Origin of the sequence: Haliscomenobacter sp. (genome assembly GCF_033763495.1) — a bacterium.
In the GTDB taxonomy this organism is placed as follows: domain Bacteria; phylum Bacteroidota; class Bacteroidia; order Chitinophagales; family Saprospiraceae; genus Haliscomenobacter.
This window is the reverse complement of record NZ_JANRKL010000187.1, coordinates 39,560-66,147: the sequence shown is the minus strand read 5'-3', so window position 1 is coordinate 66,147 and position 26,588 is coordinate 39,560. Positions and strand designations below refer to the sequence as shown.

The window sequence follows — 26,588 nt, the reverse complement described above, 5'->3', positions numbered from 1 at the left end:
ACCCGCTCCTTCAAGCACGATGGTTCGCCCAATAAGCAGATTCTAGTTATCACCAAAAACTTCGCTGCCTGGTGCCAGGATGCTGCCTTCCGCTTCTACCAGCAAGACACCCAGGCCAAACCTGCCTACGTCATGCACATCGAAGAGGGCGACCCTAGCTACGGTAGTGTAGGTTATATCATTTTCCAGATGGAGGACGCCTTTTGGGAAAGTTTCGATCCCTCCAAGTCTTTTAGCTTCCGCTTCATGGCCAAGAAGCCGCTTAAGATGAACGGAGGCACCCTCGGGCAACAGCCGCTTTAAACAGGGTAGGGGAGTGGCCAGGATTCCTTTTTTCTTCCTTTGGGCGCTCCCCTCCTGCGTCGGGTCGGTGTCTTCCAGGCTCGCCTCGCGGCTCGGCCCTGCGGGCTGCTGCTCATCGCCGCAGGTTGCTGAGCGAAGTCGAAGCATCCAGCCCCCTAGCGCGGGGAATCCTCGCGCAGGGTGGCTGGAGGTTTGTATCCTACTCCCCGCTGAGTACTTCCGGTGACTGAAATTCATGCACGAGTGATGCCCGGAACTGCTGCGGAAAGAATAAAGTCTAAAAAACTTGCATTTTGTTAAATTTACTTTTAAATTGTGTAAAATTTAACAAAATATCCATTTACAACTAAAGCTATGAACACCATCCTATTCCTGCTCCTACAGCTCCTGCTGTCAGGCAGCCCAACTCCCGTTTCCACTTCCAGTACCCAAGAACCTGCCACTACCACGGTTACCACCAGTAGCCAGGGCAAAGGGATTGAAGTCGATCTGATTTTTTAGACAATTGGTTCTAAGTACCACACTACAGTACAGGCGAAGCTTCGGCTTCGCCTCTTTTTTTGCTATACTCCGCGTGGGGCAACATAAAACTTAACCGCCACCAAATAAAAAGTCTAAAAAATTTGCCTTATGTTTAAAAAGAAATAAATTTGTTTAATTTTTAACAAAAAGCTATGAAATCTACACTTTTTACCCTTGTCGGTCACCTCCGTGACCCTCAAGGCCATTCAGCCCATTTCCTTTGGCTCATCTCCATCTGTCATCTCCATGCCCCTTAAAGCGGTTGCCCATGCTTGCTGAGCACAGCCCTATTCGTCATTCGAAAAATTCGTCATTCGCTCTTTGTCCAAGTCGCTGCGGCAGCCACTTTTCACTTTTCACTTTTCATTTTTCACTTCCTCCCCGGTTCAAAGAAACCTCCGAAGCTCCCGCCCTTGCCCCTCCGCAAGTCGGAGCTTTGGTCAAGATGCATTGCTATGAATAAGGTTGTTATGTCAGGCGAAGCTCCAGCTTCGCCTTTTTTATTGAAGCCCCAAACTTCAATACCCCAAATTTGGGGTGGTCATAAACCTGCAAAAATGCCTTGTTTTTCTACCCGCTTCTACTTTACTTTCATCCATTGATAAAATCCATAAACCCATCCTCATGCACAAACTCATCTTTACCCTCTTCCTGTTGATTGCCCAACAGTCTATCCAGGCCCAAGTCACCCTCTACCAAACTTCGGAAGGCAAACTGCTGACCCAGCGCCAACTTGATTCCCTTCGCCTCGACCTGGAGAAAAAAGTCACCCCCCTCAAAATGAAAGTGCAACTGAACACTTCCCCGCTCTCCACCCGGAAAGACACCACCTTCCTGAGCTTTAGTCTCAAAGCCATCCCCGCAAACCTGGCCTCCGCCACCTCCCCAAAGGAACAATGGATCGGTAAAAAACTGCCACCTTTCACCCTGCTCAATCTAGAAGGCCAGGAAGTAACCGAAGCCATTGGCCATGGTAAAGTAATGCTCATCAACACCTGGTTTACCTCCTGTGCGCCCTGCATTGCTGAAATGCCAGAACTCAATCGCATCCAGGCCCAATACCAAAATCAGGACATTGTTTTTGTAGCAATGGCACCCGAAAAGGCCGATAGAATCCAGCTCTTTCTCCAAAAACACCCCTATACCTTCACCCACCTACAAGCGGCTCAACCCTACATCGAATCAAACTTTGGTGCCACTTACCCCAAAAGTATCCTGGTAGGTAAAGATGGGACCATCCAATTCATTGAAGGGGCCTTGGTATCCCTGGATGGCAACGACCCTGCTGTGATGCAGCAACAAGAGAAGAAATACGTAATCCATTCCCAAAAATTGACCGAGGCTATCAACCGCGAATTGGCTAAATAACCTCGCCTATAAGACTCGACTCTTCCCCTAAGGTGACCCACTAAGATGCCCTTAAGAGCCTGAGGTGGTTCAAAAAAAAAAGCCCTGCGCCAGCAGGGCCCTTTTCTCAATCATTCAAAAAATCCTCCCCCTTAATCGTCTATCCCTGCCATAAGCTAGAATACCTATACTGACTCGACCTAAAACCAACCCAAATGATTATAAATCCCCTTACTTATTCACGCAATTGCACCAATTGCCATTGTACTTCCATCCAATAATTCCGGAATTGCTTATTTTGAATCGGTTCATTTACCAACTCCGACCAGAGTATTTCTGCTTTTTGGAAATAGCTCTTTGCTTTTGCTTTTTCCGTAATTTTTTTGTTAATTTCTCCTAATTTATAATAGGAAATAGCCAGCCTGTTTTTGAAATCCACATTTTGGGGAAAGGCTTGGTTCATCTCTTTTGCCAAGTCATTGTATTTTTCAAAAATAGTCAAAGCCTGGGTCAAATTGCCCAAATCGCTGTAGGTTTCGCCGAGTTTGGAGTAAGCAATGACCAAATAATTTTTGAAATCCACATTTTGGGGAAAGGCTTGGTTGAGCTCTTTTTCTAAGTCGGCGCATTGTTTAAAAAGGATCAAAGCCTGGGTCAAATTGCCCAAAGCGCGGTGCGTTTCGCCGAGGTTTCCGTAAGCAATGGCCAACTTGATTTTGAAATCCACATTTTGGGGAAAGGCTTGGTGCAGCTCTTTTTTTAAGTCAGCGTATTTTTCAAAAAAAGTCAAAGCCTGAGGCAAATTGCCCAAAGCGAGGTGGGTTGAGCCGAGGTTGGAGTAAGAATCGGCTAAATGGTTTTTGAAATCCACATTTTGGGGAAAGGCTTGGTTGAGCTCTTTTGCTAAGTCCGTGAATTTTTCAAAAAAAGTCAAAGCCTGAGGCAAATTGCCCAAAGCGCTGTGCGTTGAGCCGAGTTTGTAGTAAGAAGCGGCCAACTCGTTTTTGAAATCCACATTTTGGGGAAATGCTTGGTGCAGCTCTTTTTCTAAATCAGTGAGTTTTTCAAAAAGAGTCAAAGCCTGGGTCAAATTGCCTAAAGCGCTGTGCGTTTCGCCGAGTTTTCCGTAAGCAATGGCCAAATAGTTTTTAAAATCCACATTTTGTGGAAAGGCTTGGTTGAGCTCTTTTTTTAAGTCAGCGGATTTTTCAAAAAGAGTCAAAGCCTGGGTCAAATTGCCCAAAGCGCTGTGGGTATCGCCGAGGTTTCCGTAAGCGACAGCCAACTTGTTTTTGAAATCCACATTTTGTGGAACGGTTTGGTGTAGCTCTTTTGCTAAGTCAGTGAATTGGTCAAAAAAAGTCAAAGCTTGGGGTAAATTGCCTAAAGCGCTGTGCGTTTCGCCGAGTTTTCCGTAAGAAGTAGCCAAATAGTTTTTGAAATCCACATTTTGTGGAAAGGCTTGGTGCAGCTCTTTTGCTAAGTCAGTGAATTGTTCAAAAAAAGTCAAAGCCTGTGTCAAATTGCCTAAAGCGCTGTGAGTTTCGCCGAGTTTTCCGTAAGAAGTAGCCAAGCTGTTTTTGAAATTCACATTTTGTGGAAAGGCTTGGTGCAGCTCTTTTGCTAGGTTATTGTATTTTTCAAAAAGAGTCAAAGCCTGGGTCAAATTACCCAAAGCGCTATGCGTTTCACCGAGTTTGGAGTAAGAAGTAGCCAAGCCCATTTTGAAATCCACATTTTGTGGAAAGGCTTGGTGCAGTTCTTTTGCTAAGTCAGTGAATTGGTCAAAAAAAGTCAAAGCTTGGGGTAAATTCCCTAAAGCGCTGTGAGTGGCTCCTAAAAATTGGTAAGCAATAGCCAAACCGTTTTTGAAATTCACATTTTGCGGAAAGGCTTGGTGTAGCTCTTTTTCTAAGTCAGTGAATTTTTCAAAAAAAGTCAAAGCCTGGGTCAAATTGCCCAAAGCGCGGTGGGTATCGCCGAGTTTGGAGTAAGAAGTAGCCAACCCATTTTTGAAATCCACATTTTGTGGAAAGTCTTGGTGCAGCTCTTTTTCTAAGTCAGTGAATTGTTCAAAAAGAGTCAAAGCCTGGGTCAAATTGCCCAAAGCGCTGTGAGTGGCTCCTAAAAATTGGTAAGCAAGCGCCAAATTGTTTTTGAAATCCACATTTTGTGGAAAGGCTTGGTGTAGCTCTTTTTCTAAGCCAGTGAATTTTTCAAAAAGAGTCAAAGCCTGGGTCAAATTGCCCAAATCGCGGTGCGTTTCGCCGAGTTTGGAGTAAGAAAGGGCCAAATTGTTTTTAAATTCCACATTTTGTGGAAAGGCTTGATTGAGCTCTTTTTCTAAGTCAGCGGATTTTTTAAAAAAAGCCAAAGCCTCACGCAAATTACCCAAAACGCGGTGCGTTTCGCCGAGGTTTCCGTAAGCAATGGCCAAGTTCGCTTTATAAGAACTGAAATTCGGATTGAGGCGGTACAGTTGTTCATAATTTTCAAAAAATTTGGTGTAGGCATTGAGCGCAGCTGGTAGGTTTCCGATAGCAGTTTGCATTTTGCCCATATTTCCATAAGCATTGGCTTTTTGCCAATCTTCGGTTTTGTCGTAGGCTATAACTAGCGGATAGACGCGCAGGGCTTTGTCGTAGCGGTGGTTATTTCTATAAAATTCTGCCGCATCCCATACTATTTCAAGGTCGGTACTATCCAATCGCAACAACTGGTCGTACTGGCTTTCGGCCTTCGTGGGGTCGAAAGTAGCCGAATACATATCCGCCAGCAAGCGAAGGTTAGAGATTTGTTGGCGTTTTTCTTTTTCAAGAGCGGCGCGGTCGGCTTTGAGTTCGGCTTCGCGTTGTTCCAGGCGTTTTTGCTCATCAATGAATTTTTCGGTGCGCTTGGCGGGGTCAATGGCCTCGAGTTTGGCAATGGCCGCCTTTACTTCACCCGCTTTGAACAGTTCTAGTGCCTCCCGATACACGGCATCCACGTCATCAAAATTGACCCGCGCGAATTTTTCCGAAAGCTCGTCCAGGTTTTTTCGCTGCTCTTCAAAACTTTTATTGAGTTGTTCCAATTGTTCCGCATACTTGTCGGCGCTCAGGCGGGCTGCATCGCGGTCTTGCCGGAGTTTTGCTTTTTCGCGCTCAAAACCTGCTTTCAGCGATTTGTTCGACACGCCATAGTAGATGGCTTTGATGGAATCCAGCACCCCTGTCCGCGCCAGGATGATGTCCACGCCGAATTGGTTATTGGCGCTAAGTTTTACTTTTTCAACCTCTTTTTCATTGACCAATTCATAGCCGGTGCGATTGATGTCTACTTTGAAAGTCCACTCACCTGCTTTGCGGTTTTGAAAAAGCAGGCGCACCGTGCCGTCGGATTGCGAAACAGCGGCAGGAGCGTCTTCAAAAATGACCTGTACATTGGAGAGGGGTTTCCGTTGCGAGTTTTGCTCGCGGACTTTGCAGATTTGTTCTTTTTGGGCTTCGGCAGCAAGGGCGCAAAGCAGGAGGGCGAGGAGCAGGAGGCGTTGTTTCATCTGAGGTGGTGTTTGAGTGTTTAAAGTTGAATTTCAATACTGGCGTCAGGCAAGATAGGCTGGGTTAAATCCCAGACTACTTTCCCATTGACGATGACTTCGACGCGTTGTTGTTTGCGCTGCTTTTCAGGCGGCACGCTCAGCGAAAATGAGCCGTCGGATGAGGTTTGCACTTTCATGTCCTGCACCCGAATGGTAGCGCCGACAATGGCTCTGCCTTGCTCGTCGCGTACGGTGCCGAACACCCGGGCGAGGCTGTTGTCGTGTTGTATTGGCAAGATCAATGGTTTGCCGGATGGCACGAATACTGTATCGATCGGCAAAAACCCTTCGGCTTTGAAGCTCAGGCTCACTTTTTCTCCCCGACGGATGTCCGTAAAAACGGCCTCGTTTTCGATGGTTTTTTGGTCCTGTATGCCGCCATGATAGAGGATGAGGGCTCCTTTTTCAAAAGCCAAATCAGGATTTAGGGCCTGGTACCGTACCGCAACGCTCAAGGTAAGGGGCTGGGCTTGGTACCAGACGTAAGCGAGGACCAATACCAGCAGCGGCACCAACAGAAAGAGAAACAGCTTCAATCTGCGGCTGGTCTGGCTTTCAGTATAAATGGTTTTATCCCCAATTTCCACATTGCCCCCCGCCGTAATGCTGGAATTCACCACCACATTTTTGCTATTCACAATCGAAACCGCCTTTTCTACTTCCTCACGTACCTCAGGTCGATCACTTTCCTGCTCCACTGCAGCCAGCAAATCACCCAAAGCCGCAGTAGGCATATAATCTTTTTCGATTTCAGCAAGCAGCTCCAGCACGCCGAAGCGGATGCGGTTTTGTTCCAAAGTAGCGTCGTCATGAGAAACCGTTCCCGTACGCATTTGCTGTCGGATGTTTTCCAGGCGCCCCGATTGTTGAAGGATTTCATTGAGCCGGGGTGTGTTTTCCAGCAGGCCGCGCAGGGCACTCAGGGCGGCGGGCATTTCGTCGCGGGCGATGTGGCCGCGAATTTGGGTGAAGAGGGTCTGGAGTGTTGGTTTCATTGTGGCAGCACTATACAAATATAAGATGAAGTGATGGTGGTAAAGATAAGGGAGAATTGCAAAAAAATGCTTATTTCTTTTCCCTCTTTTTGGCTCTGGCGGCACTTGTAATCAGCAGCGGCTTAGTGTTTTTTGTTTGATTTTGAAAGCTTTAGATTACTAGGGTAGAATGTAGGGGCTACTTGCGCCAGCAGATTATCCTCACTTTTCTCATTCAAAGTGTAAAACTCGATACTTGAATAATCAGTTCTTTAATATTGGCTCCTGGTTCCATTATTTTTTTAATAATCTCTCCTCTCTTCAGGAAATCCGAATTTTGAGTTTTTACAGCGATTTCATTGAATTTTTCACTCCCTTCCTTTATCGATTTTAAGTTTAATTCTTGAAGAGTGACAGCCTGAATTGAAGCCAAAATGACTAGTGATTGGTAATAATTAGCCTTAAACCAAACGTTATCTGGGGATAACTTAAATAGTCTTTCAAAATTCTGATGGCTTATTTGAAAATACATTTTTGCTTGTGCTGTTTCATTCAATCCCAATAAGGCCATTCCAAGCTTTGTATTTGCAATAGCCACTCCATCCATAAAATCGACATTGCTTTTATCTTTTAGGAACAGCTCTTTTTCCAATTTTTCGTATTCTAAATAATTTCGCTTGGCATTAACAAAGTCCTTATTCAGAGCATAAATACCCCCAATCATAGCATAAGAAATAGCCAAGTTGTCCTTAAACTCCACATTTTGCGGAAAGGCTTCATATAGCTCTTTTTCTAAGTCATTGTATTGTTCAAAAAAAGTCAAAGCCTGGATCAAATTCCCTAAAACGCTGTGGGTAGAACCGAGTTTTTCGTAAGAAAGGGCCAAACTGTTTTTGAACTCCACATTTTGCGGAAAGGCCTCGTGTAGCTCCTTTGACAATTGGCTACGTTTTTCAAAAAAAGACAAAGCCTGGATCAAATTGCCCAAAGCGCTGTGAGTATCCCCGAGTTTGGAATAAGAGATGGCCAAACCGTGTTTGAAGGCCACGTTTTGTGGAAAGGTCTCGTGTAGCTCTTTTGACAGTTCGATATCTTTTTCAAAAAAAGTCAAAGCCTGGATCAAATTCCCTAAATCGCTGTGTGTCTGTCCGAGTTTTTCGTAAGCAATGGCAAAGCCATTTTTAAACTCCACATTCTGCGGAAAGGCTTCATACAACTCTTTTCCCAATTGGCTACGTTTTTCAAAAAAAGTCAAAGCTTGGTTCAAATTGCCCAAAGCGATGTAGGTAGAACCGAGTTTTTCGTAAGCAACGGCCAAGCCGTTTTTGAACTCCACATTTAGCGGAAAGGCCTCGTGCAGCTCTTTTGAGAGTTCAATATCTTTTTCAAAAAAAATCAAAGCTTGGTTCAAGTTGCCCAAATCTCTGTGGGTGTCCCCGAGTTTTTCGTAAGCAACAGCTAAATTATTTTTATAAAAACTGTTATTCGGATTGCTGCGGTGCAGTTGTTTATAATTTTTAAAATACTTGGTATAAGCATTGAGCGCAGTCGGTAATTCCCCGATAGCTGTTTGCATTTCGCCCATACTTCCAAAAGCATTGGCTTTTTGCCAATCTTCAGTTTTAGCATGGGCTATAATTAGCGGATAGGTGCGTAGGGCTTTATGGTAGCGGTGGTTGTTTTGATAAAATCTCGCCGCATCCACTAGTATTTCAAGATCGGTACTATCCAATCGCAACAACTGGTCATACTGATTTTCAGCTTTAGCCGGGTCGAAAGTAGCCGAATACATATCCGCCAACAAGCGGAGATTGGTGATTTGTTGGCGTTTTTCTTTTTCCAGGGCGGCGCGGTCGGCTTTGAGTTCGGCTTCGCGTTGTTCCAGCCGTTTTTGTTCCTCAATGATTTTTTGGGTGCGCTTGGCAGGGTCAATGGCCTCGAGTTTGGCAATGGCCAGCTTTACTTCACCTGCTTGGAAAAGTTCCAATGCCTCTTGATACACTGCATCCACGTCGTCAAAATTGACCCGTGCAAATTTTTCTGAAAGCGCGGCTAGGTTATTTTGCTGCTCTTCAAAACTTTTATTGAGTTGTTCCAATTGCTCCGCGTATTTGTCGGCGCTCAGTCGGGCTGCGTCGCGGGCTTGTCGGAGCTTAGCTTTTTCGCGCTCAAAACCTGCTTTCAGCGATTTGTTCGACACGCCATAATAGATGGCTTTGATGGAATCCACCACCCCTGTCCGCGCCAGGATGATGTCCACGCCGAATTGCTTGTCGGCGCTGAGTTTTACTTTTTCGACCTCTTTTTCATTGACCAATTCGTAGCCCGTGCGCTTGATGTCCACTTTGAAGGTCCACTCGCCAGCTTTTCGGTTTTGAAAAAGCAGGCGCACCGTGCCATCAGATTGCGAAACAGCGGCAGGGGCGTCTTCAAAAATGACCTGTACATTGGCGAGGGGCTTCCTCTGCGAGTTTTGCTCGCGGACTTTGCAGATTTGTTCTTTTCCTATTTGGGCTTCGGCGGCAAGGGCGCAAAGTAGGAGGGTGAAAAGTAGGAGGTGCTTTTTCATCTGAGGTGGTTTTGAGCTGCTTAAAGGTGAATTTCAATACCTGCTTCAGGCAAAAATGATTGTGTTAAAGTTAAAGATAAGGGGATTTTTTTACTTCAAATGATTCGTTCATTCCTTACCCACCGCCCCGCTACTTCCCCTCCACTCGCTGCGCTCCGTCGAGCCAGTAGCTTGGCTCTATTGCTCCGAGCCATAGGTACCCAGTCTCGACTTCCACCGCGCAAGGATCTTCGCCAGCACCCTTGCGGCTCGGTAAGCCGCTGCGGGAACTGGCGCTGCGAAGGGTGCATTAGGCGCAAGGTACCAGATCACTCGGTGTTCTTGATCCGTGCAAACTCAAAAGCTGATGCGAAGGTATTCACCCACAACCTCCACCGGATAACTCCCCACCTTCAGCTCAATACCCGCTGCAAACAGCTCCTCCGGCACCTGAAACGCCTCTTCCACCACAAACTTCCCGCTGGCAAAGCGCCGCTCCCACTGCTCCTCGCTCACCGTATTGCGAAGTATCAACAACTCAAACTTACCGTTCTCTCCAATCCCTCCCCAGGCTATGCTGGAGCCACAAGGATTGGCTGTTGTATTGAACAAACTAGACGAAGCCTTAATGAACTTGCAGATGCCCATACCCCGACAGTCTCGAGAAACTAAGCCGTAAACGACTTCGAGAAGCAGGAAGCCGGGTTTGGGGGGTGCGAGAGTGGGTTTGGTACTCATGGTCATTGGTTTGTGAAATAAGTGGTGAAAAATGCTTAGCTGGAAGGATTGAGTTTTTCGTTGACATCATCCAGCCAGTTTACTATCCCTTTATAGCGTGGGTGATTCACTCCTAAGCTTTTTTCAACAGTCTTTAATGCTTGTTCCAAAAGTATTTTTGCTTCATCCAGGCGATCTAATTGATAATAAACCGAAGCGAGATTCCACTGGCTCATGGCGACGTTAGGATGATCCTGTCCAAAGTTGCGCATCGCACTGTCCAGAGCGCTCTCGAGGAGTTGAGCTGCGCGTGGGTATTCCCCTAAATCTTGTAGGACAGAGGCTAAATTGGACTGGCGAATAGCGACAGTAGGATGATCCTGTCCAAAGTTGTGCATCGCACTGTCTAGGGTACTTTGGAGGAGTTGAGCTGCGCGCGTGTATTCCCCTAAATCTTTTAGGACAGAGGCTAAATTGGACTGGTTCATGGCGACGTTAGGATGATCCTGTCCAAAGTTGCGCAGATTACTGTCGAGTGCGCTTTGGAGGAGTTGAGCTGCGTGCGGGTATTCCCCTAAATCTTGTAGGACTAAGGCTAAATTGGACTGGTTCATGGCGACGTTAGGATGATCCTGTCCAAAGTTGCTCAGACTACTGTCGAGTGCGCTTTGGAGGAGTTGAGCTGCGTGCGGGTATTCCCCTAAATCTTGTAGGACATTGGCCAAATTAGACTGGCTCACGGCGACGTTAGGATGATCCTGTCCAAAGTTGCGCAGATAACTGTCGAGTGCGCTTTGGAGGAGTTGAGCTGCGCGATCGTAGTCGCCTAAATCCTTAAGGACTAATCCACGTTCAGTTTGAGCAGCTGCTAGATTTGAATGACTGGCGTAGATTTTTTCCGCCACTTCCAATTGAACCTGACTAAAGTGATCAGCAGCACGAATGTTGCCTGTTCTTCGGCAACAAGCTGAAAGATCATAACAAACCCACCAAAATTGCTCACTCCACTGTCCTTCTTTCTTCTCCACTACATCAAGTAACGTTTTTAGTTCCTTTTCCTCCTCATACCAATACACCAAATCATTGTAGTTTTTGATCAATAATTGATGTAGGGTTAAATAGGCTTCCCCATATTCCAACCAGGGTAAGATGCTTTGCAAATGCGAAACAAACAATGCATTGCCCTTTACCGGGCCATATTCTTCTCCAAAATAGCTCAGCCGGATGGATTCAATCAATCCTTTGAAATACCGACTGTGCTTTGGATACAACTGCATTACCACTTCACGCACTGCATCCGGCAGCCACAGCTCGTCATCCCTTTGCTCCAGCCAGGCTCCTTGCACCAATGTTTCCACAGCATCTTCTAATCCAGTTTTCCGATCCACCAGGTCATTGTCTTCCAGATAGTGCTGGTATCCTGTAGATTGAGGTATGTCTTCATCTTCAGGTAGGCACAATTCTGCAAATGAATCCAGGTCGAATCCTGCTGTCGGCATGGCCGCAAATTGCAATAGCACCCACTGCTGAGCAGGATCACTAATGGAAAGTTGTAACAGTTCTCCCAAAAGCCTTTGTTCAGGCATGGTGGCATTACTGTCCTCGCTTAACGCCTTTTGCAACACGGCAATGGTAGCCTTGGCCTTTTCCAAATTATCATGTGGAATATTTTGGGCAATCAGGCGTGTAAGCAAAGCATTTTGCCCCAACTGTGCCAAAAGCTGCTGCGTAGCCTCATTGGCATTTTGCCCGGTCAGGGCTTTAAACAACTCAACAATCTCAGCCTCGCTGAGGCTGGGCAAAGCATAGACCTGAGCTTGCTCCCAACTGGAATTTCCTGTAATGATCAACAGTAAATCCGTTATGTTTAGCCATTCCAATCGTTCTTCTACATCCGAATCTACCGGAACATTGTTCAGCACCAACAACTTTTTACCAGGTCGGTTTTGAAGCTCATGCAGAATGTACTGTCGTGCTGTCCATTCCAGTTTCTTCTCCGGAGCCTGGTCAAGGTCTATGTATCCGGCATTTTGCGGTGTAATTTCTGCCAGAATGGTATGAATGAGACTCGTTCGATAGTTGAGCCATCCCGCTGCATCAAAATTGAGTTTGTGCTTTTCCCAATACAGCTCCGCTAGCAGCGTTTTGCCAATGCCACTGGCACCACAAATCACAATGGGTTTTGTGCCTGCTTGCTGGGTCAAGGTCTCCAGATGCTGGAGTTCTGCTGTGCGTCCGATCACTGGGCTATCTTGGCGGTGGTGATCGAGGGTGAGGAAATGTGTGCTTCTTTTTTCATTGCTCAGTTTCCACTCCAGCACCTCATCCTCTGCTACATATAGCCTCCAGGGAACTTCCTTTACTGGCTCTTGCCGCAAGCGCAAACCTCGCCAATTCAAGATTTCATCCTCATAAGTACCCCCATCCACTAGCTTCATCGCTCCCTTGGCTCTTATAAAGGCTTCCTCCAGCGTATGCCCCTTGGCCAGCGCAGTGTAAAACACCTCCGCAAACTGCATGGCTTGCCCATCCGCTACCGAACAGGTGGTGGCAATCACGGCGGGCACCCCGGCCTCAAGGTACTGCACCGCCTGCGCCTGGGTGTTGCATCCATTCAGAAATACCAGCTTGAGTTGGGGATGCAGCGATAAGTTTTCGGCCAGCCCCGCTACCTGCCCGCCCGCATCTTTGAAATGCAACTGGCTGCCATCGGCGTGGCCACCAAAGTGCAGGATCAAGAGTTCTTGTTGGTATTGGATCAAGGTGCTGACCAGCTGCCCGGTTTTGGCGCTGGATAAGGGGATATGCCGCAAGTAGGAGAGGGGTGCCAGGATGCCCAACAGACTGTCATGCTCCTTTTCCAGATGACTCAGGTAGGCTTCATCGTAGCTGTTGGCAAAGGTAGTGAGGATGACCGGCAGTTGGGGCATGGTGTTTCTTTTTGGTTATTGGTCTTTTGCTTTCATGTTAATTGATTTTCACTCTGGTTTACGGAAATCCGCTTCATCTACAAGTGTTTTCTTTCTTTCCGCTTTTGGTCAAGCAAGGGGAGAAAAATCACTGTCAAATGGACGATCAATATCGAGCTTGTAGCGTAATGTTTTTTCATCGTTAACATAAAGACTGAAAGGATGGTTATCCATTCGACCTGAAAAAATTTGGACATTAAGCTTTTCTTCAGCACTTAAACAGGCAAATTGATAGGCTTCACGAAGCGTACCTTCCGAAACAATTTTTTGGTAAAAACTGTCCAAAAATATTCGGCTTTGAGCATCCTCCAAGTGTTGTGCTGAAATGATTACCCCAGGAATACCAATTTGTAAAAGTTTTAGCCCAAGTTCTGGTTTACAGCGATTTAAAATTACGACTTGTAAATTCTTAAGTCGGGTTAAAAGAGCAAATATCTCCTTAAATGCACCTTCAAATATTGAAAACCCCTCTTTAAGGGAGTTGATCTGTAGGATAGAGATTGTATCCGCATGCTGCAAAAGTAAGTCGAATACATCTTTGCCGAATGTGTCCATCTCAATACGCTTATTGATTGTTTCGACCCCTGAAAAACTCTTAAGTTCATAGTTTGGATAATATTGTTCATCAGTGATTGAGAAGTTGAGAAAAAGGTATTTTGGAGAAAGATCTTTACGTTTAGGGCTGTTCTCCGTGGAAGACTCAGGATTGGGGGAGGATACTCGAGGCTCAAAATTCGGTATATTGATGGTAATGGTAGAACCATTTACATCTTGAACTACAATATTACCATCTCCTCCTATCTTTATTAGGTTATTAGGCTTTACTGTAGAAATGGCCATAATACTGACATTCGTTGCCACAAAGCCTATTTCTTCATCTGAAACAGCTTCGGCTTCAATTACAATTTTTTCGTCAAAAGTAGTCTCGTGCCTAACATACTCTGAGCCCATTTTTTTGATGATGATCACCTTTAATTCCAATTCGTGTTGACCAACAATGAGTGGTGTGACATAGAACTTCCACTCTGTCACTCTGTCATCATTAATTAGTTGAATGGGTTCACTTGTTGAACGAATCGAAAATGCTGGAGTGCGGGATGGATCGATTAATTTTGCCTCCATTCGATTAGATACTCCAATATTGGGTTCTATTATAGTGTCTGCATCTCGCTGAATACCTTTTATAAGAATCTCCTCATCGATTGCGATACGAACTATGCACTTCGTTTCATGCTGAAGCTGCATGGTTTTTGGGATTTTGTAAAGTACTAAACCCTTTTTCGCATGTTTGGCCTTTGGTAGATTTTGTAAATCGGTTAGTCTAAAATTAAGTACGTTATCCTGGGCATACAGCCTCCAAGGGGCTTCTGTTATTGCTTTCTTCCGTAGTCGAAGACCGCGTACTATGGGCAAGATTTCATCGGTTGGGATATTATTTGCATCAAGTTTGACTGTGCCTTTGGCGCGGATGAATGCTTCTTGTAGAGTATGGCCATTCACTAATGCTTCATAAAAGACCTCTGCAAATAGTCTAGCTTTGCCATCTTCGATTGAAAAAGTGGTAGCGATTACCGCAGGAATACCTACATCTATGTATTGAATGGCTTGGGATTGAGTATTGCAACCATTGAGAAAAACAAGTTTAAGTTGAGGATGCAAAGAGAGTAGATCTGCAAGTCCATTTACATTTCCAGCCTTGTCTTCAAACATCAATTCTTCACCATCGGCATGCCCTCCAAAATGGAATATTAACAACTCTTCCTTATATTGGTTTAAGGTATCAACTAGTGGTGAATAAATATTAAGTTGTCGCAGACAAAAAATAACGTAATTTGCCTTAAAAATGAAGGCAAGATACAGAATATACTTGAGCGAAAAGGAGCGAGAAACGCTGTTGGATTGGATAAAGACCGGCAAACGCAAAGCCCAACATATCCTATACAGCCATATTCTACTGAACAGTGATGAAAGTGAAGGCCGGAAAGTACCTCGAATGACGGATGTAGCAGATCGTTACCAAAGCACAGCAAGAACGGTAGAACGGGTAAAAAAAGCATTTTGTGAACAAGGAATGTCTTTGTTTGAAGCCAAAGAAAGAAAAACCCGCAGCGATAAAAAGCTAGATGCACGAACAGAAGCGCATGTAATTGCACTACTTTGTCAATCGCCACCCAATGATGCACCTCGATGGAAATTACAAATGTTGGCAGATCGCTTAGTGGAATTAGAGGTAGTAGAATCGATCTCTAAAATGTCAATCAGCAAACTGGTAAAAAAAATGAACTTAAGCCCTTCAAAAAAGCACAATACGTGATTCCTGCAAAATCCAGCGCTGCTTTCGTGTATCAAATGGAAAAGGTATTGGAGGTATATGAAAGACCGTACAATGCTGATTTTCCCGTAGTTTGTATGGATGAATCTCCAAAGCAAATAATTGATTACAAACAAATTACGGCTTCAAACGGAAGTAAATTGCAAGATTCGGAATATGTGCGTTTGGGCGTTGCGGAATTATTCGTAGCCTTCGAGCCTCTGGCTGGTCATCGAGAAATGACCATTGAGGATGATCATACGACCACTACTTGGGTAAATTTCATGGCTTCGCAAATGGATACCCAATACAAAGAAGCAAAAAAGGTAACTTGGGTGATGGATAATTTTGTGACCCACAAGCCAGAAAATTTTTACAAAGTATTTCCACCTGCTCAGGCCAAAGCCTATCTGGATCGGATGGATTTTGTCTATACCCCCAAACACGGGTCATGGTTAAACATGGCGGAAATACAATTTGCTTTGGTGGGGCGTGATGCTTTGGACAAACCCTTTAAAAGCAAAAAGGAAGTGGAAGCAGCAGTTAAAATTTGGGAGATTGCGCAAAATCAGCTCCGAAAAGGAGCAAATTGGCAATTCACCACTGAGAAAGCAAGGGTCAAACTCAAGAAATTGTATCCGACTATTTAATGTTTATTCACCACTAGATGTCGGGTTCTAGCCCCAGATAGAGGAACGTGTCTCAAATAGGAGAGAGGGGCCAGCGTTTTTTGTAAAGAATTTAGTTCCTGCCCTAGTTGACTCAAATAGGTAGTATCGAAGCTGTTGGCAAATGCTGTAAGGATGACCGGCAGTTGGGGCATGGTGATTGGGTTGTTTTGGGTAAATATGCTGAAAAAATCAGGTATTAGGTTTCATTTTCTTGAATTTTCCTATACAATTCAGCTAAATACCCAAGCATCAAAAAATCTTTTTGTAATTCTTGAGCCTTTATGGCGCTGATTTCCATTAACTCCTTTTGAACGAATTCGTCTAATCTTGGATCGTGATTGGAGTCCGATCGAAGTGTGATGATTGCCTCTTTTAAAAGAATTTCAGCATCTTTATATCTTTGCTGCCTTTTGTATGCCAAAGCAAGGGCAGTTTGAAAACCAGCAACTTCAAGGTCGCGAATACCTGAGATTTGAATTTTTTGATTCAATAACTCTTCTAAAATACTGATAGCTGTGTCAAAATTACCTAACTTTTGGTGAATCTCCGCTAGTGCATGTTTACGTGCAATCACTCTTTGATCATTTAAGCCAAACATATCGCAATCAATAATAATTGCTTTTTCGTAATGAAGTATGGCTTGATTATGGTCGCCGAGGCTTAAATAAGAAAGTGCGAGATTGGATAAAACAATCGAGTTATTTGGATGGCTTTTAGTAAGAATTTTTTGTTGCAGCAGTAAAAGGTTGCTGTTAATTTCGATTGCTTTGGAATGTTGACCTGTTTGTAAATAAAAAAAGGCTAATTGGCCCCAATGTGGCAGAGTTTGAAAATGCTCTTCACCAAAATTTTTGAACGAAAATTGTAATGCTTTGAGCAGATAGTTCTCCGCTGAAATATAATCACCCCTCATTAAGTGATTTACCCCTAGCTCACTATTAATTGTTGAGAAAATAAGATGACTTTCTCCAAAAAACTTTGGACTGGATTCAAGTGCAGAATGAAGCAATTTGATCGCTTCTTCATGTTTATCAATAGCTCTATAAAGTTGGGAAAGCTGAACTTGCAATTGAAGAATGAGTGGATGGCCATCGTTAAAAAGCTTGCTGTATGCTTCTAATGAGTCATTTAGCAAGGCATTCACTTCTTTGAAGCGCCTTAAACCCAGGTAAGCATTAGCAAGAATCGATTTTGTTGTTAATACATTTTCATGTTCTTCTCCTAATACTTCAATCTGTTTTAACAACACAGCTTCTAAAATTATTGCTGCTTGTGGGTAGTTACCTTCTTGAATATGGTTTTTGGCTATCTCTGCAAGGTTAATAAGAACAATTGGGCTATCTGAGCCAATCTGATTGATTGAAGATGCATACGCTTTATCGAGATAACTTAATGCTATTTCAGTTTTGCCTAAAACCCTACTTACGTTTGCAAGGTTGATTTGTGTTTTGATGACAGAAGGATTTTGAAGGTTATAATATTTTTGACTTTTCTCTAGACCTTTTTGTAACATTTTTTCTGCGTCAAAATATCTTCCAAAATTTTGGTAAATAACTCCTAGATTATTTTCTGTGATGGTCAAAACCTCGTGATCGCTACCGTAAAAAGCTAAATCACTGTAGTATACAATCTCAAGGTAGTTTTTTGCCTCTACATATCTACCCAACGATAGGTAGACTAGCCCTACGTTGTTCCAAAGAGGACTAACAGATGGAAAAAGGAGTTGACCATTCCCAAAATATTTTGCTACTGTTTCGGCATAGATTAGCCAAGGATAGTTGTCTGTAATTCGATTTCCATATTCGCTTACACTCATTTTTATTTTTAGAGCACTTAACAACATTTTAAGAGAGACTTCATTTGGCACATTTTGATACTTCACCACCTCCTGCACCATCCGATGCATCCCCAAGCCCTTCCCCAATTTCCCAATCCAGCCTTTATCATTCAAACCATTCACTTGCCTATTAAGTGACAAGGGCTCTTGTTGCAACAAATCTGCCAAAGTCTTCACTTCAATTGGCATGGCTGGCAATACCGCATACTGCTGCATCAGCCAAATCTCTTCCTCAGACAATTTGGCCAATTCGAAAGCTTTCATTAAGTGAAAAAAAATAGCACGCTCCTCCCCAGCGTGACGGGTCCAAACGAGTTCTTGTAGTCGTGGATCATCTAGTTTGCGCTCGCGCAGGATGACCAGTAGTTCGGGTATAGTGAGTAGGCCGTTGAGTCGATTGAGGGTTTTTGCCATCACCTCGATGGTGAGAGTGTGGTAATTAATTTCGATAAGCAAGTCTTGAACTTCTTCGTCCGTCCCCTCGTGGAAATAGAGCCGGAAAAGGCGCAACGCATCGTTTGCTTGCAGCACCCCCAATTTCATCTCTCGAAAATTTGGTAAGGGCAGCCGCGAAGTGACCAGCACCTGCCAGTTGGCGCCACTTGGCAATTGCCCCGCAATTTCACTGACCTGATCGCCCACGTCGTCAATTACCAGCAGATTTCGCCCTGGCTGGTTGCGTAGTTTGTTCATCAAACGGGCAAAACGATCATCGATCTTTTCATTTTCTACAAAGGGCAGTTCCAGGTTTTTGGCCAGATCTTCATTTAGGGCAAAGCTTGACATCAAGTCATCCCCACTGTTGATCCAGGCGATGTAATCATAATCATTACGTAACCATTGTAAATATCCTGCCGCCAGGGTGGTTTTACCCATGCCACCGAGGCCACTTACCAGCACCACTTTGCTTGACTCATGGAGCAATGTTTGTAGTGTTTCCAGTTCGGTTTCTCGCCCCAGACAGTCTGTTTCCAAATGTAGTGAAGGCAAACGGGTCAGCCCACGCGGATAGCTGAGCTGCCATTCCAAAATCGCTTCTCTGCCTTCCTGAACGTAAAGTTGCCAGGGGACTTGATTCCATTGCTGTTCTCGTAAGCGTACTCCTCGAACAGTTCTATAAGCAGGTAATTCTGCTCCTCGATACTGATCATACTTGGCTTTAAGTGCGCCCACGGCTAGTTGAAAAGCTTTGCGGATGCTATGTCGTTCGGCAATGGCACGGTAAAATTGGGCGGCGAAGTAGCTAGCCTCGCCATCGGCAATGCTGCAGGTCGTGGCCAGTACTAGGGGAATGCCTTGTCGGAAGAAATGTTGAACTTGTGCTTGGGTTTGGCAACCATTTAAAAAAACGAGTTTAAGCTGAGATTGTATAGCCAATTGATCCGCTAATCCTTCTACAAAAATGGAGCCATCTTCAGCTGATAGACTATCGGAATCAGCATGCCCTCCAAAATGGAAAATGCTGACTTTATTAGGATATTTGGCTAAGAGTTGAGGGATGTCTTCATTGCGGCTTTCCGCTTGTTCAGCGAACTGAATGGCTCCCGAATCTGTGGCAGGCTGTAGTGCAGCTTGGATTTGTTTCTGCTCCTCACCTAATGCGGCAAGGTACGTGCCACTAGGAGACTGGGCAAAGGTGGTAAGAATGACCGGCATTTGGGGCATGGTGCTTGGGTTTGCTTATTTGTCTTTTCGTTTGCTCAATTGCTGTTCCAGCTCTCGCAAATCTTCTTCATCCGCTAATTTAGCGTCATAAGCCTTACGTTGTTGGTCAAATACGTCATAAATTTCCCGCACCCGTTCTTCCATCTCCGCATTGCTAATCTTCCCTGCTCCACTGAGCACTTGTTTGTCATTGAACTCCAGCAGCCGATCTACGTTTTCGCGCCAAAACTGCATGGGAATGTCTTTCCGACTTTTGACCCTCAACTCCGCTGTTTCCAGGAAAATAACCACCAATCGGTTCAAGGTGTCCAGTTCGTCTTCGCTCAGGTAGTTTTTGGCAATGAAGATGTCCTGTTTGCGTACCACAGAACCCTTCCAGGATGTCAGGGCCATGTTTGGTGCGTCGGCCTTGGCGCGGGATAGAATCAATTCCGCTGCGGTTTGTCCGGTCACTGCAAAGAGCAACTTGTTTTGGGTCTCTGCAAAAAACATCTGGGTGGCTTTGTCGCTAGCATCGTAGTCGCTGCCGAGGGCAAAGAGGTCGCGTACTTTTTGATAAAACCGCTTCTCTGAGGCTCGAATGTCCCGGATCCGCTCCAGTAACTCATCAAAATAGTCGGGCCGTCCATCCGGGTTTTTCAAACGCTCATCATCCATCACAAAACCCTTCACCATGTATTCCTTGAGGTTGCGGTTGGCCCAAATCCGAAACTGAGTTCCCCTCTTACTCCTTACCCGAAAACCAATGGCCAGAATCATGTCCAAAGCGTAGAATTCCACCTTGTATTCTTTCCCGTCGGTGGCAGTTGTAAAGAAATACTTTACAACTGAATGTTGATCTAATTCTCCTTCCTTCAGTATTTTAGCTATGTGTTGACCGATGTTTTGTTTAGAGGTGGCAAAAAGTTCAGCCAGTTGACTTTGGTTCATCCACACCATTCCATCTTTGGCCAAAAGGGCTACGGATGCTTTGCCATCTGCGGTTTGATAAATGATGAGGTCGTTTGTTTGTGGATCATCCATTGGCCTGAACTTTTGACACGGGGTATTTTGCTTGAAACCCCTGATGAACAAATTTAAGTGTATAATTTTGGAAATAAAAACAATTTGCTTTTCCTGTTGTCCAGTGTTTCAAAAAATCTTCCCCCTCCGGCGCACACCCGGCACTAGCACGAAAAACCCCCATCAAAAAGGACCAGAGCAAGCTAGCAGGTCCTGTTCATAGCTGCAAGGTCGTACGTCCTCGGTCGCATTTTTTTTCTGGTTTGCTCCGCTAAGGCTCCGCACCAGAAAAAAAAATGCTCCCTGCGGGCGCTCCACCTTGCATCCATGCCCAGTACCTGCTACGCATTGCCTGGCCTTTTTTCCGGGGGAGTTTTTCGTACTAGTGCAGTTCCGCAGCAGGCCAGGCATTGTCGGCGGAAAGGCAAAGCGGCGGCTGCGCCACTTTATTATTATGCCTCCGGCGGGGGGGATTTTTTCCCCTATTGCAGTTCCGCCCCGTCTGGGGTGGGGTGGGGGGCTTGGGCAGTTGGGCCCTGGGCTTTATAGCTCCAGTCCCAGCTGCTCCCCTGGCGTTTGTGCTCCGCCGTCGTACAGTTCCACCAGCAGTTTGCCCGCATCTTGCGCCAGCCTGGCCGTGTAGGCGGTGCCCCCTTTGCGCTTGCCTTTGTACAGCGCGATCACCCCATCGGCCAGGTCCACCAGCTCGTGGTTGCGCTTCAGGGGGGCCACTTTGGCGGGCCATTGGCCGTAGTCGGGCCGGATCACCACGGTAGGCAGTCCATGCGCCTGGGCGTATTGCTCGGCTAGTTGGTCGGCACCTATTGCATCACCATGCAGTATCATAGTTGCTTCCGGTGCATGCTTTTGGATGGCCGCAGCCAGGCGCGAGTAGTCTTGCGCCGTGGCTTTGCGGCTGCCCGTGATCAGTAGTTTCATTGCTCCAGGTATTGGACTATGGCTGTGTACAGTTTTTCGGTGTCACCCTCCAGTTCGTTCAGGGCTTCTTCGTGCAGGCTCAGGAGTTGCTCCCAGGTACCGGTAGCCAGCGCTTCGGTGAGTAGTAGTATTTTGTTGTCCATGTTGGTATTTTTCTTTTAAGATACACATTTTGTTTTAATTGTGTAAGTTTTTTTGATAAGATTTTACGTTGTTATTTGTTTTATTTTGTTGGTTTTTAGATGAAAAAATAAGTAAAAAAAGTTAAATAAAACTTGAAAATTAAACACAAAAAGTTTATCTTTACAATAACAAAAGAAACAAAAACTGTGGCAATGACAGCAGACACATTCACAGAAAACAGCTACTACGCCGGCCTGAACCGCGCAGTAGATCAATATTGGGAGGATCTGCTCCAACGGGAATACCAGCCCAAAAATGATTTTACCCTTCGGCGCGAAGCGGAAAACAGGTGGGTGCTTTTCCTACCGGAGCCCGCCCCCACTTCTAAAAGGAAAATTACTCATTTTCTTTACCAGGAGCACGATGTGTACGGCCTCCTCCTAGAGGAACAAACCCTGGTTTTGTCCTGCCTGAATCCCTGCAACGATGTGGACGATCACCAGCACATCCTCCGCACCGCTGATCTGCTGCTCGACTTCATGCAGGCCCAGTTCCAACTGACCGCCGCCCGCATCGAAGCGCAAATGGCGCAGACCAAATTCCGCTTGCTGAGGCAACAAGTCCAGCGGAAATTCTACCGCACAGCCTTGCCCGGCAGCCTGGCCCAGGAACCCATCTTGCAACTCTACACCCCGCAACGCTGCGCCTAGTCATCCAAATTTTTCACTTTCCACTTTTCACTTTTCACTTATGAAAGCCATCAAAGACCAGGTCCGCACCTTGCTGGGCCCCTCCCTCGCTGTGTCCGATACCGAGCTCAACCGGGCTTACCGCCGCTTTTTGCGCTACAATGGCGCAGGCTGCCACACCTTTTACGCTGCCTGTAGTATCGCCGATTTCCTGACCATCAATGGCCGCGTTCAGCCTAGCCCCCCTAAACAGCTTGAATGTAATCCCCCTAAGGTGCTCTCAGGTGCCTAAGGTGGTTCACAAACCCTCTGGCTACCGTCAGGTAGCCCCTCATTTCAGCTTAGCCCCTAAACACCTTTCAGCTAATACCCCCTAAGATGCCCCTTAGGTGCCTTAGGTGGTTCATAAATCAATGGCTACCGTCAGGTAGCCCTTCTTCATAACCACTTTTTAATTTCCTTTTACTCAGTCTACATTTTCTCACTTATAAAACCGTAAAAACAATGAAAACAGCAACCTTATTGCCGTTAAATGCAACTGGTATTGACCAACTGTTCAACGCCGAAACTGCGGAGGTCGCGCCCATCGCTTACCTGCCCGGCCGCCCCCGCCAGTACCGCTTCGATGCCAGCCGGGGCATGTTCAATCTGAAAGGGGAGACCCCCATCACCAAACCCAAAGAATCTTTGACCCTCATTCCGATCGCTTTCCGGATTTTCCGCGACAGCATCCTGGGCCAAAGTACCAAGCGCTGGGCGGAACTTTTTTTCCTCAACCAGGGCAACCAGGTCTGCAACCTGCTGCTGCACGGCTACAGTGTCGACAACCTGATGGGCCTCAACGAGGAGATTTTTTATGACCAGGTCAACCTCTGCCAAATCGAATTGACGATCACTCCCGTCGAACGCACCAGCAAGGCCCCCGAGGCTAAAAACAGCCGCTTTTTTATCGCAGAGTTTAGTTTCAAACGCCTGAGCGCCGAGGCGATCGCAAGGCAGGAGTCGGTTTTTAAAGGGATGCCGCTATGGAGAGAAGATACCCTCACCGGCGACGCGGAACCGATTCTGAGCTACAACTATAACCCGCCGGCGGAGTCCTGCCCGCAAGTGAGTGTGGCTGAACCGGCTACAGAGTTGCCGGCAGCGGCTTAGGCGGTTATTCCAGGCTATCGGGAACCGAGCACCCGATAGCATTCCAAATACCTTCACAATCCTGATCCATGAAATTTGATGATGAAAACCAAATGAGCCTGCTGCGCCAGATCCAGGGGGCTGAACACCTGGCCAACCGCTGGCGAACTGGCCTCCTCAAGCCGACCCGCCGCAAACGTGGCCTGGCTTTGCGCTACTTATTGACCTGGGGCGAGTTGTTGGACGAAGAGACGAGCGACGCGCTGCGGGATTTGTGTGTGGCCACAACGGTTTGACCCTTGATCGATGGAATGAATTGAATGATTTACTTGATTACAAAAATCGGAGCGAATGAAAAAATATGCTCATGTGCATGTGACAATTCTACTTTAAAATGCCCAACAAAAAATTGGATTAAGCTGCAAAAAAGCCTTAACTTTGTCAACAAAAGCTAGTTTTTATGAACGAGCCATTATTCATCAATCCTTTTACTGATTTTGGTTTTAAGAAAATCTTTGGCGAAGAGCAAAACAAAGACTTGCTCATCGATTTTTTGAATGAATTATTGGCTACTCAAAACCAACACATCAGTGATTTGGTGTTCAAAAAAAACGACCGTTTAGGCAGTGACGACCTGGATCGCAAGGTCGTTTTTGATCTGTATTGCGAAAACGAGGAGGGTGAGAAATTTACGGTCGAATTACAGAAGGCCAAACAGGCTTTTTTCAAAGACAGGATGCTGTATTACAGCAGTTTTTCGGTTCAGGAGCAAGGTCAGAAGGGAGATTGGGATTACCAACTCAAAGCGATTTATGTGATCGCTATCCTGGACTTCATCATGGATGAAGACAATAATGACAAAATAGTAGTAAGCAAAAATAAGATGATGGACATAGAACGTTACAAGGTGTTTTATGACAAATTGACCTTCGTAACCTTACAGATGCCCAACTTTTCCAAGAAAGAACATGAGCTGGAAAGCAATTTTGACAAATGGTTGTATGTAATCAAGAATCTGCACAAACTGGATCATATTCCCGAAAGAATTCAAGAGCGGGTATTTCAGAAGCTGTTCAAAGTAGCCTCATACACCGCCTTAAGCAAAGAGGAAAAAGCCAAATACGAAGACAGCTTGAAATATTACAACGATCTGAAAAACTCCTTGGATACTGCTCAACAGGAAGGTTATCAGGAAGCGCGGGCTGAATATGAAGCTAAATTGGAAGAAGAACAAAAGCGGACTGAGCAGGAAAAACAAAGAGCAGAACAGGAAAAACAAAGAGCAGAGCAGGAACGTACCCTAAAAGAGGAAGCTTTGGCCACATTGGAAAACGAGCGTAAAACCTTTGTGCAAAGTGTCCTAAATATGCACAACCTGGGACTGGATAAAGCCCAAATTGCTCAGATCACGAATCGGAGTATTGCAGAGATTGAAGTATTGCTAGAAAAAGAATGAAGTGAAACTTCACCTTCACTTAAAATGTATAATATGAAACCCATTTTTTGCGCCAAAGAGTACGCCTTTCTATTGAAAAAAACCAGATCAAGCTATTGATCTACAATTCGTTGACCAAAACAATTGAAAAATGGATGCTATAGACGAAAAAATCATCAAATACCAAGAAATCATCTATCAATACCTTGAAGAACTTGCTGCAAAGCGCAACAATGCCTCTGCACAACACCTAGAGTACCAGGTTATTTCAGATACCAAGCGCAATCACTTTCAATTGGTGCGTTTGGGCTGGGTCAAATATAAATTTGTACACTTGGTGCTCTTGCACTTCGATATAAAGCCAACTGGGGAAATTTGGTTGCAATTGAACAATACGGAAATATTGGTTGATCGAGAACTCGTGTTAAGAGGTGTAAATCCTGCTGATATTGTGATTGCGTTTCAGCCTGAATACATGAGGCAGGCTTTGGCGTAAAATTAACCAAAATTGACCGGGCACCCCCCCCACTTTTGCTTCCTGAGGCTTCCAGAAATGGCAGCGGATTTGTTGGGGCAAATTAGTGCTAAAGCTGCATAAATTTCTTTGCCTCTGCCTCCAGTTAAAAGCCTAACCCTGCTAGTGTAGATCTACCCCCAAGTTTCTAGTCGCTGACTTTCCCGCCCTTTTGACTCAGTGCCCCGTCAACGTCTCACCTTTGTGTCCCTTGTGCTGCCTTTGCGTCCTTTGTGCTAAAAAATGTCCCTTTAGGCTCCTCCTGACATCTCAATAGCCAGTCAATGGAACCAATGCCGTCAATGCTATCAATGGAGTCAATGTAATCAATGCGTAAATGATTCTGTAAAAGGGAGAGGTTTAGCCTCAAAATATTTATCATTTTGTGTTTATTTTGAATTAAATTAATTATTTTGTGTGACAAATCCACCCAATGGAACAGCAACATAAACTCATCATTTTTCAGGAAAAAGAAATCCGCCGCAACTGGCACCAGGATGAATGGTGGTTTGCCGTGCTGGACGTCATCGAGTTGCTGACGGAAAGTGTAAACCCTCTTGAATACTGGGATAGACTGAAAAAACGAGAACTAGAAAATACTGGGATTGATCTGTCGACAAATTGTCGACACTTCAAAATGACGGACTCGGATGGTGACACCCAGGAAACGGAATGCGCCAATACGGAAACCTATTTCCGCATCATCCAATCCATCCCTTCTCCCAAAGCCGAACCCTACAAACAGTGGCTGGCCAAAGTCGGTTACGAGCGCATGCAGGAGATCGAAAACCCGGAACTGGTCGCTGTACGTGCCCGCCAATACTACAGTGATCTGGGCTACAGTGAAGAAGCGATTGAACGGCGCATGCAGTCGATCGCTATCCCCACCCAATTAACCGAGGAATGGAGCAACCGAGGAGTACAGAAAGATAAGGAACACGCTATCCTCACTGCCGAAATCAGCAAAGCAACTTTTGGCCTGAACCCCACTGAACACAAACAATTGAAGGGGCTAAATCGCGAAAATCTACGCGATCACATGACCAACCTGGAACTGATCTTCACCATGCTAGGGGAGGCGGGGACCCGCATCGAAGCGCTGAAGGCTGATGCGCAGGGCTTTGATGAAAACAAGGACGCGGCGCTCAAAGGGGGTACGGCTGCTGGTAAGGCCTTAGCTGCTTTTGAGGAAAGTATCGGGAAAAAAGTGGTGACTAGCGAGAATTTTAAGCTGCAAATTGCGGAGGCGAAGCAGAAAAGGTTCTACAAGCAGAAGAAGAATTGGCCTTGAATTGTTGACTTATTTGGCTT

General features: G+C 45.5%; 22 protein-coding genes and 1 pseudogene. 13 read left to right on the top strand and 10 right to left on the bottom strand.

Features of this window, described 5'->3' with window-relative positions:
• From SFV55_RS20945 to SFV55_RS20935, 3 genes and pseudogenes are all read left to right on the top strand, one after another.
• Positions 1-303: pseudogene (locus SFV55_RS20945) on the top strand (hypothetical protein); the annotation flags it as partial.
• 354 nt (positions 304-657) lie between these two features.
• Positions 658-804 carry a hypothetical protein gene (locus SFV55_RS20940; protein ID WP_320031505.1) on the top strand — a complete coding sequence of 49 codons (147 nt, stop codon included), beginning with the start codon at positions 658-660 and terminating at the stop codon, positions 802-804.
• A 645-nt stretch (positions 805-1,449) separates the two neighbouring features.
• Positions 1,450-2,193, top strand: coding sequence for a TlpA disulfide reductase family protein (locus SFV55_RS20935; protein ID WP_320031504.1), 744 nt, complete (start codon positions 1,450-1,452; stop codon positions 2,191-2,193).
• Positions 2,194-2,407: 214 nt separating this feature from the next.
• Here SFV55_RS20935 and SFV55_RS20930 read toward each other — a convergent pair whose 3' ends face one another.
• The 6 genes from SFV55_RS20930 to SFV55_RS20905 all read right to left on the bottom strand — a co-directional run bounded on the left by SFV55_RS20930 (position 2,408) and on the right by SFV55_RS20905 (position 14,715).
• On the bottom strand, positions 2,408-5,710 hold the full coding sequence (locus tag SFV55_RS20930) for a tetratricopeptide repeat protein (protein WP_320031503.1): 3,303 nt from the start codon (positions 5,708-5,710) through the stop codon (positions 2,408-2,410).
• Between the two features lie 20 nt (positions 5,711-5,730).
• A complete protein-coding gene (locus SFV55_RS20925) occupies positions 5,731-6,747 on the bottom strand; it encodes a hypothetical protein (protein ID WP_320031502.1) in 1,017 nt (338 codons plus the stop codon).
• A gap of 214 nt (positions 6,748-6,961) precedes the next feature.
• A complete protein-coding gene (locus SFV55_RS20920) occupies positions 6,962-9,295 on the bottom strand; it encodes a tetratricopeptide repeat protein (protein ID WP_320031501.1) in 2,334 nt (777 codons plus the stop codon).
• A gap of 336 nt (positions 9,296-9,631) precedes the next feature.
• Positions 9,632-10,012, bottom strand: a complete 381-nt coding sequence (locus SFV55_RS20915; RefSeq protein WP_320031500.1) for a hypothetical protein — start codon at positions 10,010-10,012, stop codon at positions 9,632-9,634.
• Between the two features lie 35 nt (positions 10,013-10,047).
• A complete protein-coding gene (locus SFV55_RS20910; protein ID WP_320031499.1) occupies positions 10,048-12,921 on the bottom strand; it encodes a tetratricopeptide repeat protein in 2,874 nt (957 codons plus the stop codon).
• Between the two features lie 108 nt (positions 12,922-13,029).
• Positions 13,030-14,715: a CHAT domain-containing protein gene (locus tag SFV55_RS20905; RefSeq protein WP_320031498.1), complete on the bottom strand. Its 1,686-nt coding sequence runs from the start codon at positions 14,713-14,715 to the stop codon at positions 13,030-13,032.
• 88 nt (positions 14,716-14,803) lie between these two features.
• Between SFV55_RS20905 and SFV55_RS20900 the strand changes: the two genes are divergently transcribed.
• Positions 14,804-15,274 carry a helix-turn-helix domain-containing protein gene (locus SFV55_RS20900; RefSeq protein WP_320031497.1) on the top strand — a complete coding sequence of 157 codons (471 nt, stop codon included), beginning with the start codon at positions 14,804-14,806 and terminating at the stop codon, positions 15,272-15,274.
• Positions 15,271-15,921: an IS630 family transposase gene (locus tag SFV55_RS20895; protein WP_320031496.1), complete on the top strand. Its 651-nt coding sequence runs from the start codon at positions 15,271-15,273 to the stop codon at positions 15,919-15,921. The genes SFV55_RS20900 and SFV55_RS20895 overlap by 4 nt, the downstream gene beginning before the upstream one ends.
• 217 nt (positions 15,922-16,138) lie before the next feature.
• Here the strand turns inward: SFV55_RS20895 and SFV55_RS20890 are convergent, their stop codons facing one another.
• Both SFV55_RS20890 and SFV55_RS20885 read right to left on the bottom strand, forming a co-directional pair.
• Positions 16,139-19,444, bottom strand: a complete 3,306-nt coding sequence (locus SFV55_RS20890) for a tetratricopeptide repeat protein (RefSeq protein WP_320031495.1) — start codon at positions 19,442-19,444, stop codon at positions 16,139-16,141.
• 15 nt (positions 19,445-19,459) lie between these two features.
• The gene (locus tag SFV55_RS20885) at positions 19,460-20,467 is read right to left on the bottom strand and encodes a virulence RhuM family protein (RefSeq protein WP_320031494.1); all 1,008 of its coding nucleotides are present in this window, start codon (positions 20,465-20,467) and stop codon (positions 19,460-19,462) included.
• A 306-nt stretch (positions 20,468-20,773) separates the two neighbouring features.
• On the opposite strand from SFV55_RS20885, the gene SFV55_RS20880 reads away from it, so the two are divergent.
• On the top strand, positions 20,774-20,995 hold the full coding sequence (locus SFV55_RS20880) for a hypothetical protein (protein ID WP_320031493.1): 222 nt from the start codon (positions 20,774-20,776) through the stop codon (positions 20,993-20,995).
• On the opposite strand, the gene SFV55_RS20875 is transcribed toward SFV55_RS20880, so the two are convergent.
• A complete protein-coding gene (locus SFV55_RS20875; RefSeq protein ID WP_320031492.1) occupies positions 20,990-21,385 on the bottom strand; it encodes an SLOG family protein in 396 nt (131 codons plus the stop codon). The two genes, SFV55_RS20880 and SFV55_RS20875, sit on opposite strands and share 6 nt — an antisense overlap.
• The gene (locus SFV55_RS20870; protein WP_320031491.1) at positions 21,382-21,528 is read right to left on the bottom strand and encodes a hypothetical protein; all 147 of its coding nucleotides are present in this window, start codon (positions 21,526-21,528) and stop codon (positions 21,382-21,384) included. Before SFV55_RS20870 ends, SFV55_RS20875 begins: the two co-directional genes overlap by 4 nt.
• 192 nt (positions 21,529-21,720) lie before the next feature.
• Between SFV55_RS20870 and SFV55_RS20865 the strand changes: the two genes are divergently transcribed.
• The 7 genes from SFV55_RS20865 (at position 21,721) to SFV55_RS20835 (ending at position 26,568) form a co-directional block, all read left to right on the top strand.
• Positions 21,721-22,218, top strand: coding sequence for a hypothetical protein (locus SFV55_RS20865; protein WP_320031490.1), 498 nt, complete (start codon positions 21,721-21,723; stop codon positions 22,216-22,218).
• 40 nt (positions 22,219-22,258) lie between these two features.
• Complete coding sequence (locus tag SFV55_RS20860; RefSeq protein WP_320031489.1) at positions 22,259-22,489, top strand: hypothetical protein; 231 nt, start codon at positions 22,259-22,261, stop codon at positions 22,487-22,489.
• Positions 22,490-22,701: 212 nt separating this feature from the next.
• A complete protein-coding gene (locus tag SFV55_RS20855) occupies positions 22,702-23,349 on the top strand; it encodes a hypothetical protein (RefSeq protein ID WP_320031488.1) in 648 nt (215 codons plus the stop codon).
• A 68-nt stretch (positions 23,350-23,417) separates the two neighbouring features.
• Positions 23,418-23,624, top strand: coding sequence for a hypothetical protein (locus SFV55_RS20850; protein WP_320031487.1), 207 nt, complete (start codon positions 23,418-23,420; stop codon positions 23,622-23,624).
• 164 nt (positions 23,625-23,788) lie between these two features.
• Positions 23,789-24,784 (top strand): Rpn family recombination-promoting nuclease/putative transposase, encoded by a 996-nt coding sequence (locus tag SFV55_RS20845; protein ID WP_320031486.1) that lies wholly within the window; start codon positions 23,789-23,791, stop codon positions 24,782-24,784.
• A 130-nt stretch (positions 24,785-24,914) separates the two neighbouring features.
• On the top strand, positions 24,915-25,259 hold the full coding sequence (locus tag SFV55_RS20840; protein WP_320031485.1) for an element excision factor XisI family protein: 345 nt from the start codon (positions 24,915-24,917) through the stop codon (positions 25,257-25,259).
• A gap of 451 nt (positions 25,260-25,710) precedes the next feature.
• Positions 25,711-26,568 carry a Bro-N domain-containing protein gene (locus SFV55_RS20835; RefSeq protein ID WP_320031484.1) on the top strand — a complete coding sequence of 286 codons (858 nt, stop codon included), beginning with the start codon at positions 25,711-25,713 and terminating at the stop codon, positions 26,566-26,568.
• The last annotated feature ends 20 nt before the right edge of the window (positions 26,569-26,588 follow it).

Coding starts and splice junctions, on each gene's coding strand:
- SFV55_RS20940 (WP_320031505.1), top strand. CDS start 658: ATGAACACCATCCTATTCCTGCTCCTACAGCTCCTGCTGTCAGGCAGC.
- SFV55_RS20935 (WP_320031504.1), top strand. CDS start 1,450: ATGCACAAACTCATCTTTACCCTCTTCCTGTTGATTGCCCAACAGTCT.
- SFV55_RS20930 (WP_320031503.1), bottom strand. CDS start 5,710: ATGAAACAACGCCTCCTGCTCCTCGCCCTCCTGCTTTGCGCCCTTGCT.
- SFV55_RS20925 (WP_320031502.1), bottom strand. CDS start 6,747: ATGAAACCAACACTCCAGACCCTCTTCACCCAAATTCGCGGCCACATC.
- SFV55_RS20920 (WP_320031501.1), bottom strand. CDS start 9,295: ATGAAAAAGCACCTCCTACTTTTCACCCTCCTACTTTGCGCCCTTGCC.
- SFV55_RS20915 (WP_320031500.1), bottom strand. CDS start 10,012: ATGAGTACCAAACCCACTCTCGCACCCCCCAAACCCGGCTTCCTGCTT.
- SFV55_RS20910 (WP_320031499.1), bottom strand. CDS start 12,921: ATGCCCCAACTGCCGGTCATCCTCACTACCTTTGCCAACAGCTACGAT.
- SFV55_RS20900 (WP_320031497.1), top strand. CDS start 14,804: ATGAAGGCAAGATACAGAATATACTTGAGCGAAAAGGAGCGAGAAACG.
- SFV55_RS20890 (WP_320031495.1), bottom strand. CDS start 19,444: ATGCCCCAAATGCCGGTCATTCTTACCACCTTTGCCCAGTCTCCTAGT.
- SFV55_RS20885 (WP_320031494.1), bottom strand. CDS start 20,467: ATGGATGATCCACAAACAAACGACCTCATCATTTATCAAACCGCAGAT.
- SFV55_RS20880 (WP_320031493.1), top strand. CDS start 20,774: ATGCCCAGTACCTGCTACGCATTGCCTGGCCTTTTTTCCGGGGGAGTT.
- SFV55_RS20875 (WP_320031492.1), bottom strand. CDS start 21,385: ATGAAACTACTGATCACGGGCAGCCGCAAAGCCACGGCGCAAGACTAC.
- SFV55_RS20870 (WP_320031491.1), bottom strand. CDS start 21,528: ATGGACAACAAAATACTACTACTCACCGAAGCGCTGGCTACCGGTACC.
- SFV55_RS20865 (WP_320031490.1), top strand. CDS start 21,721: ATGACAGCAGACACATTCACAGAAAACAGCTACTACGCCGGCCTGAAC.
- SFV55_RS20860 (WP_320031489.1), top strand. CDS start 22,259: ATGAAAGCCATCAAAGACCAGGTCCGCACCTTGCTGGGCCCCTCCCTC.
- SFV55_RS20855 (WP_320031488.1), top strand. CDS start 22,702: ATGAAAACAGCAACCTTATTGCCGTTAAATGCAACTGGTATTGACCAA.
- SFV55_RS20850 (WP_320031487.1), top strand. CDS start 23,418: ATGAAATTTGATGATGAAAACCAAATGAGCCTGCTGCGCCAGATCCAG.
- SFV55_RS20845 (WP_320031486.1), top strand. CDS start 23,789: ATGAACGAGCCATTATTCATCAATCCTTTTACTGATTTTGGTTTTAAG.
- SFV55_RS20840 (WP_320031485.1), top strand. CDS start 24,915: ATGGATGCTATAGACGAAAAAATCATCAAATACCAAGAAATCATCTAT.
- SFV55_RS20835 (WP_320031484.1), top strand. CDS start 25,711: ATGGAACAGCAACATAAACTCATCATTTTTCAGGAAAAAGAAATCCGC.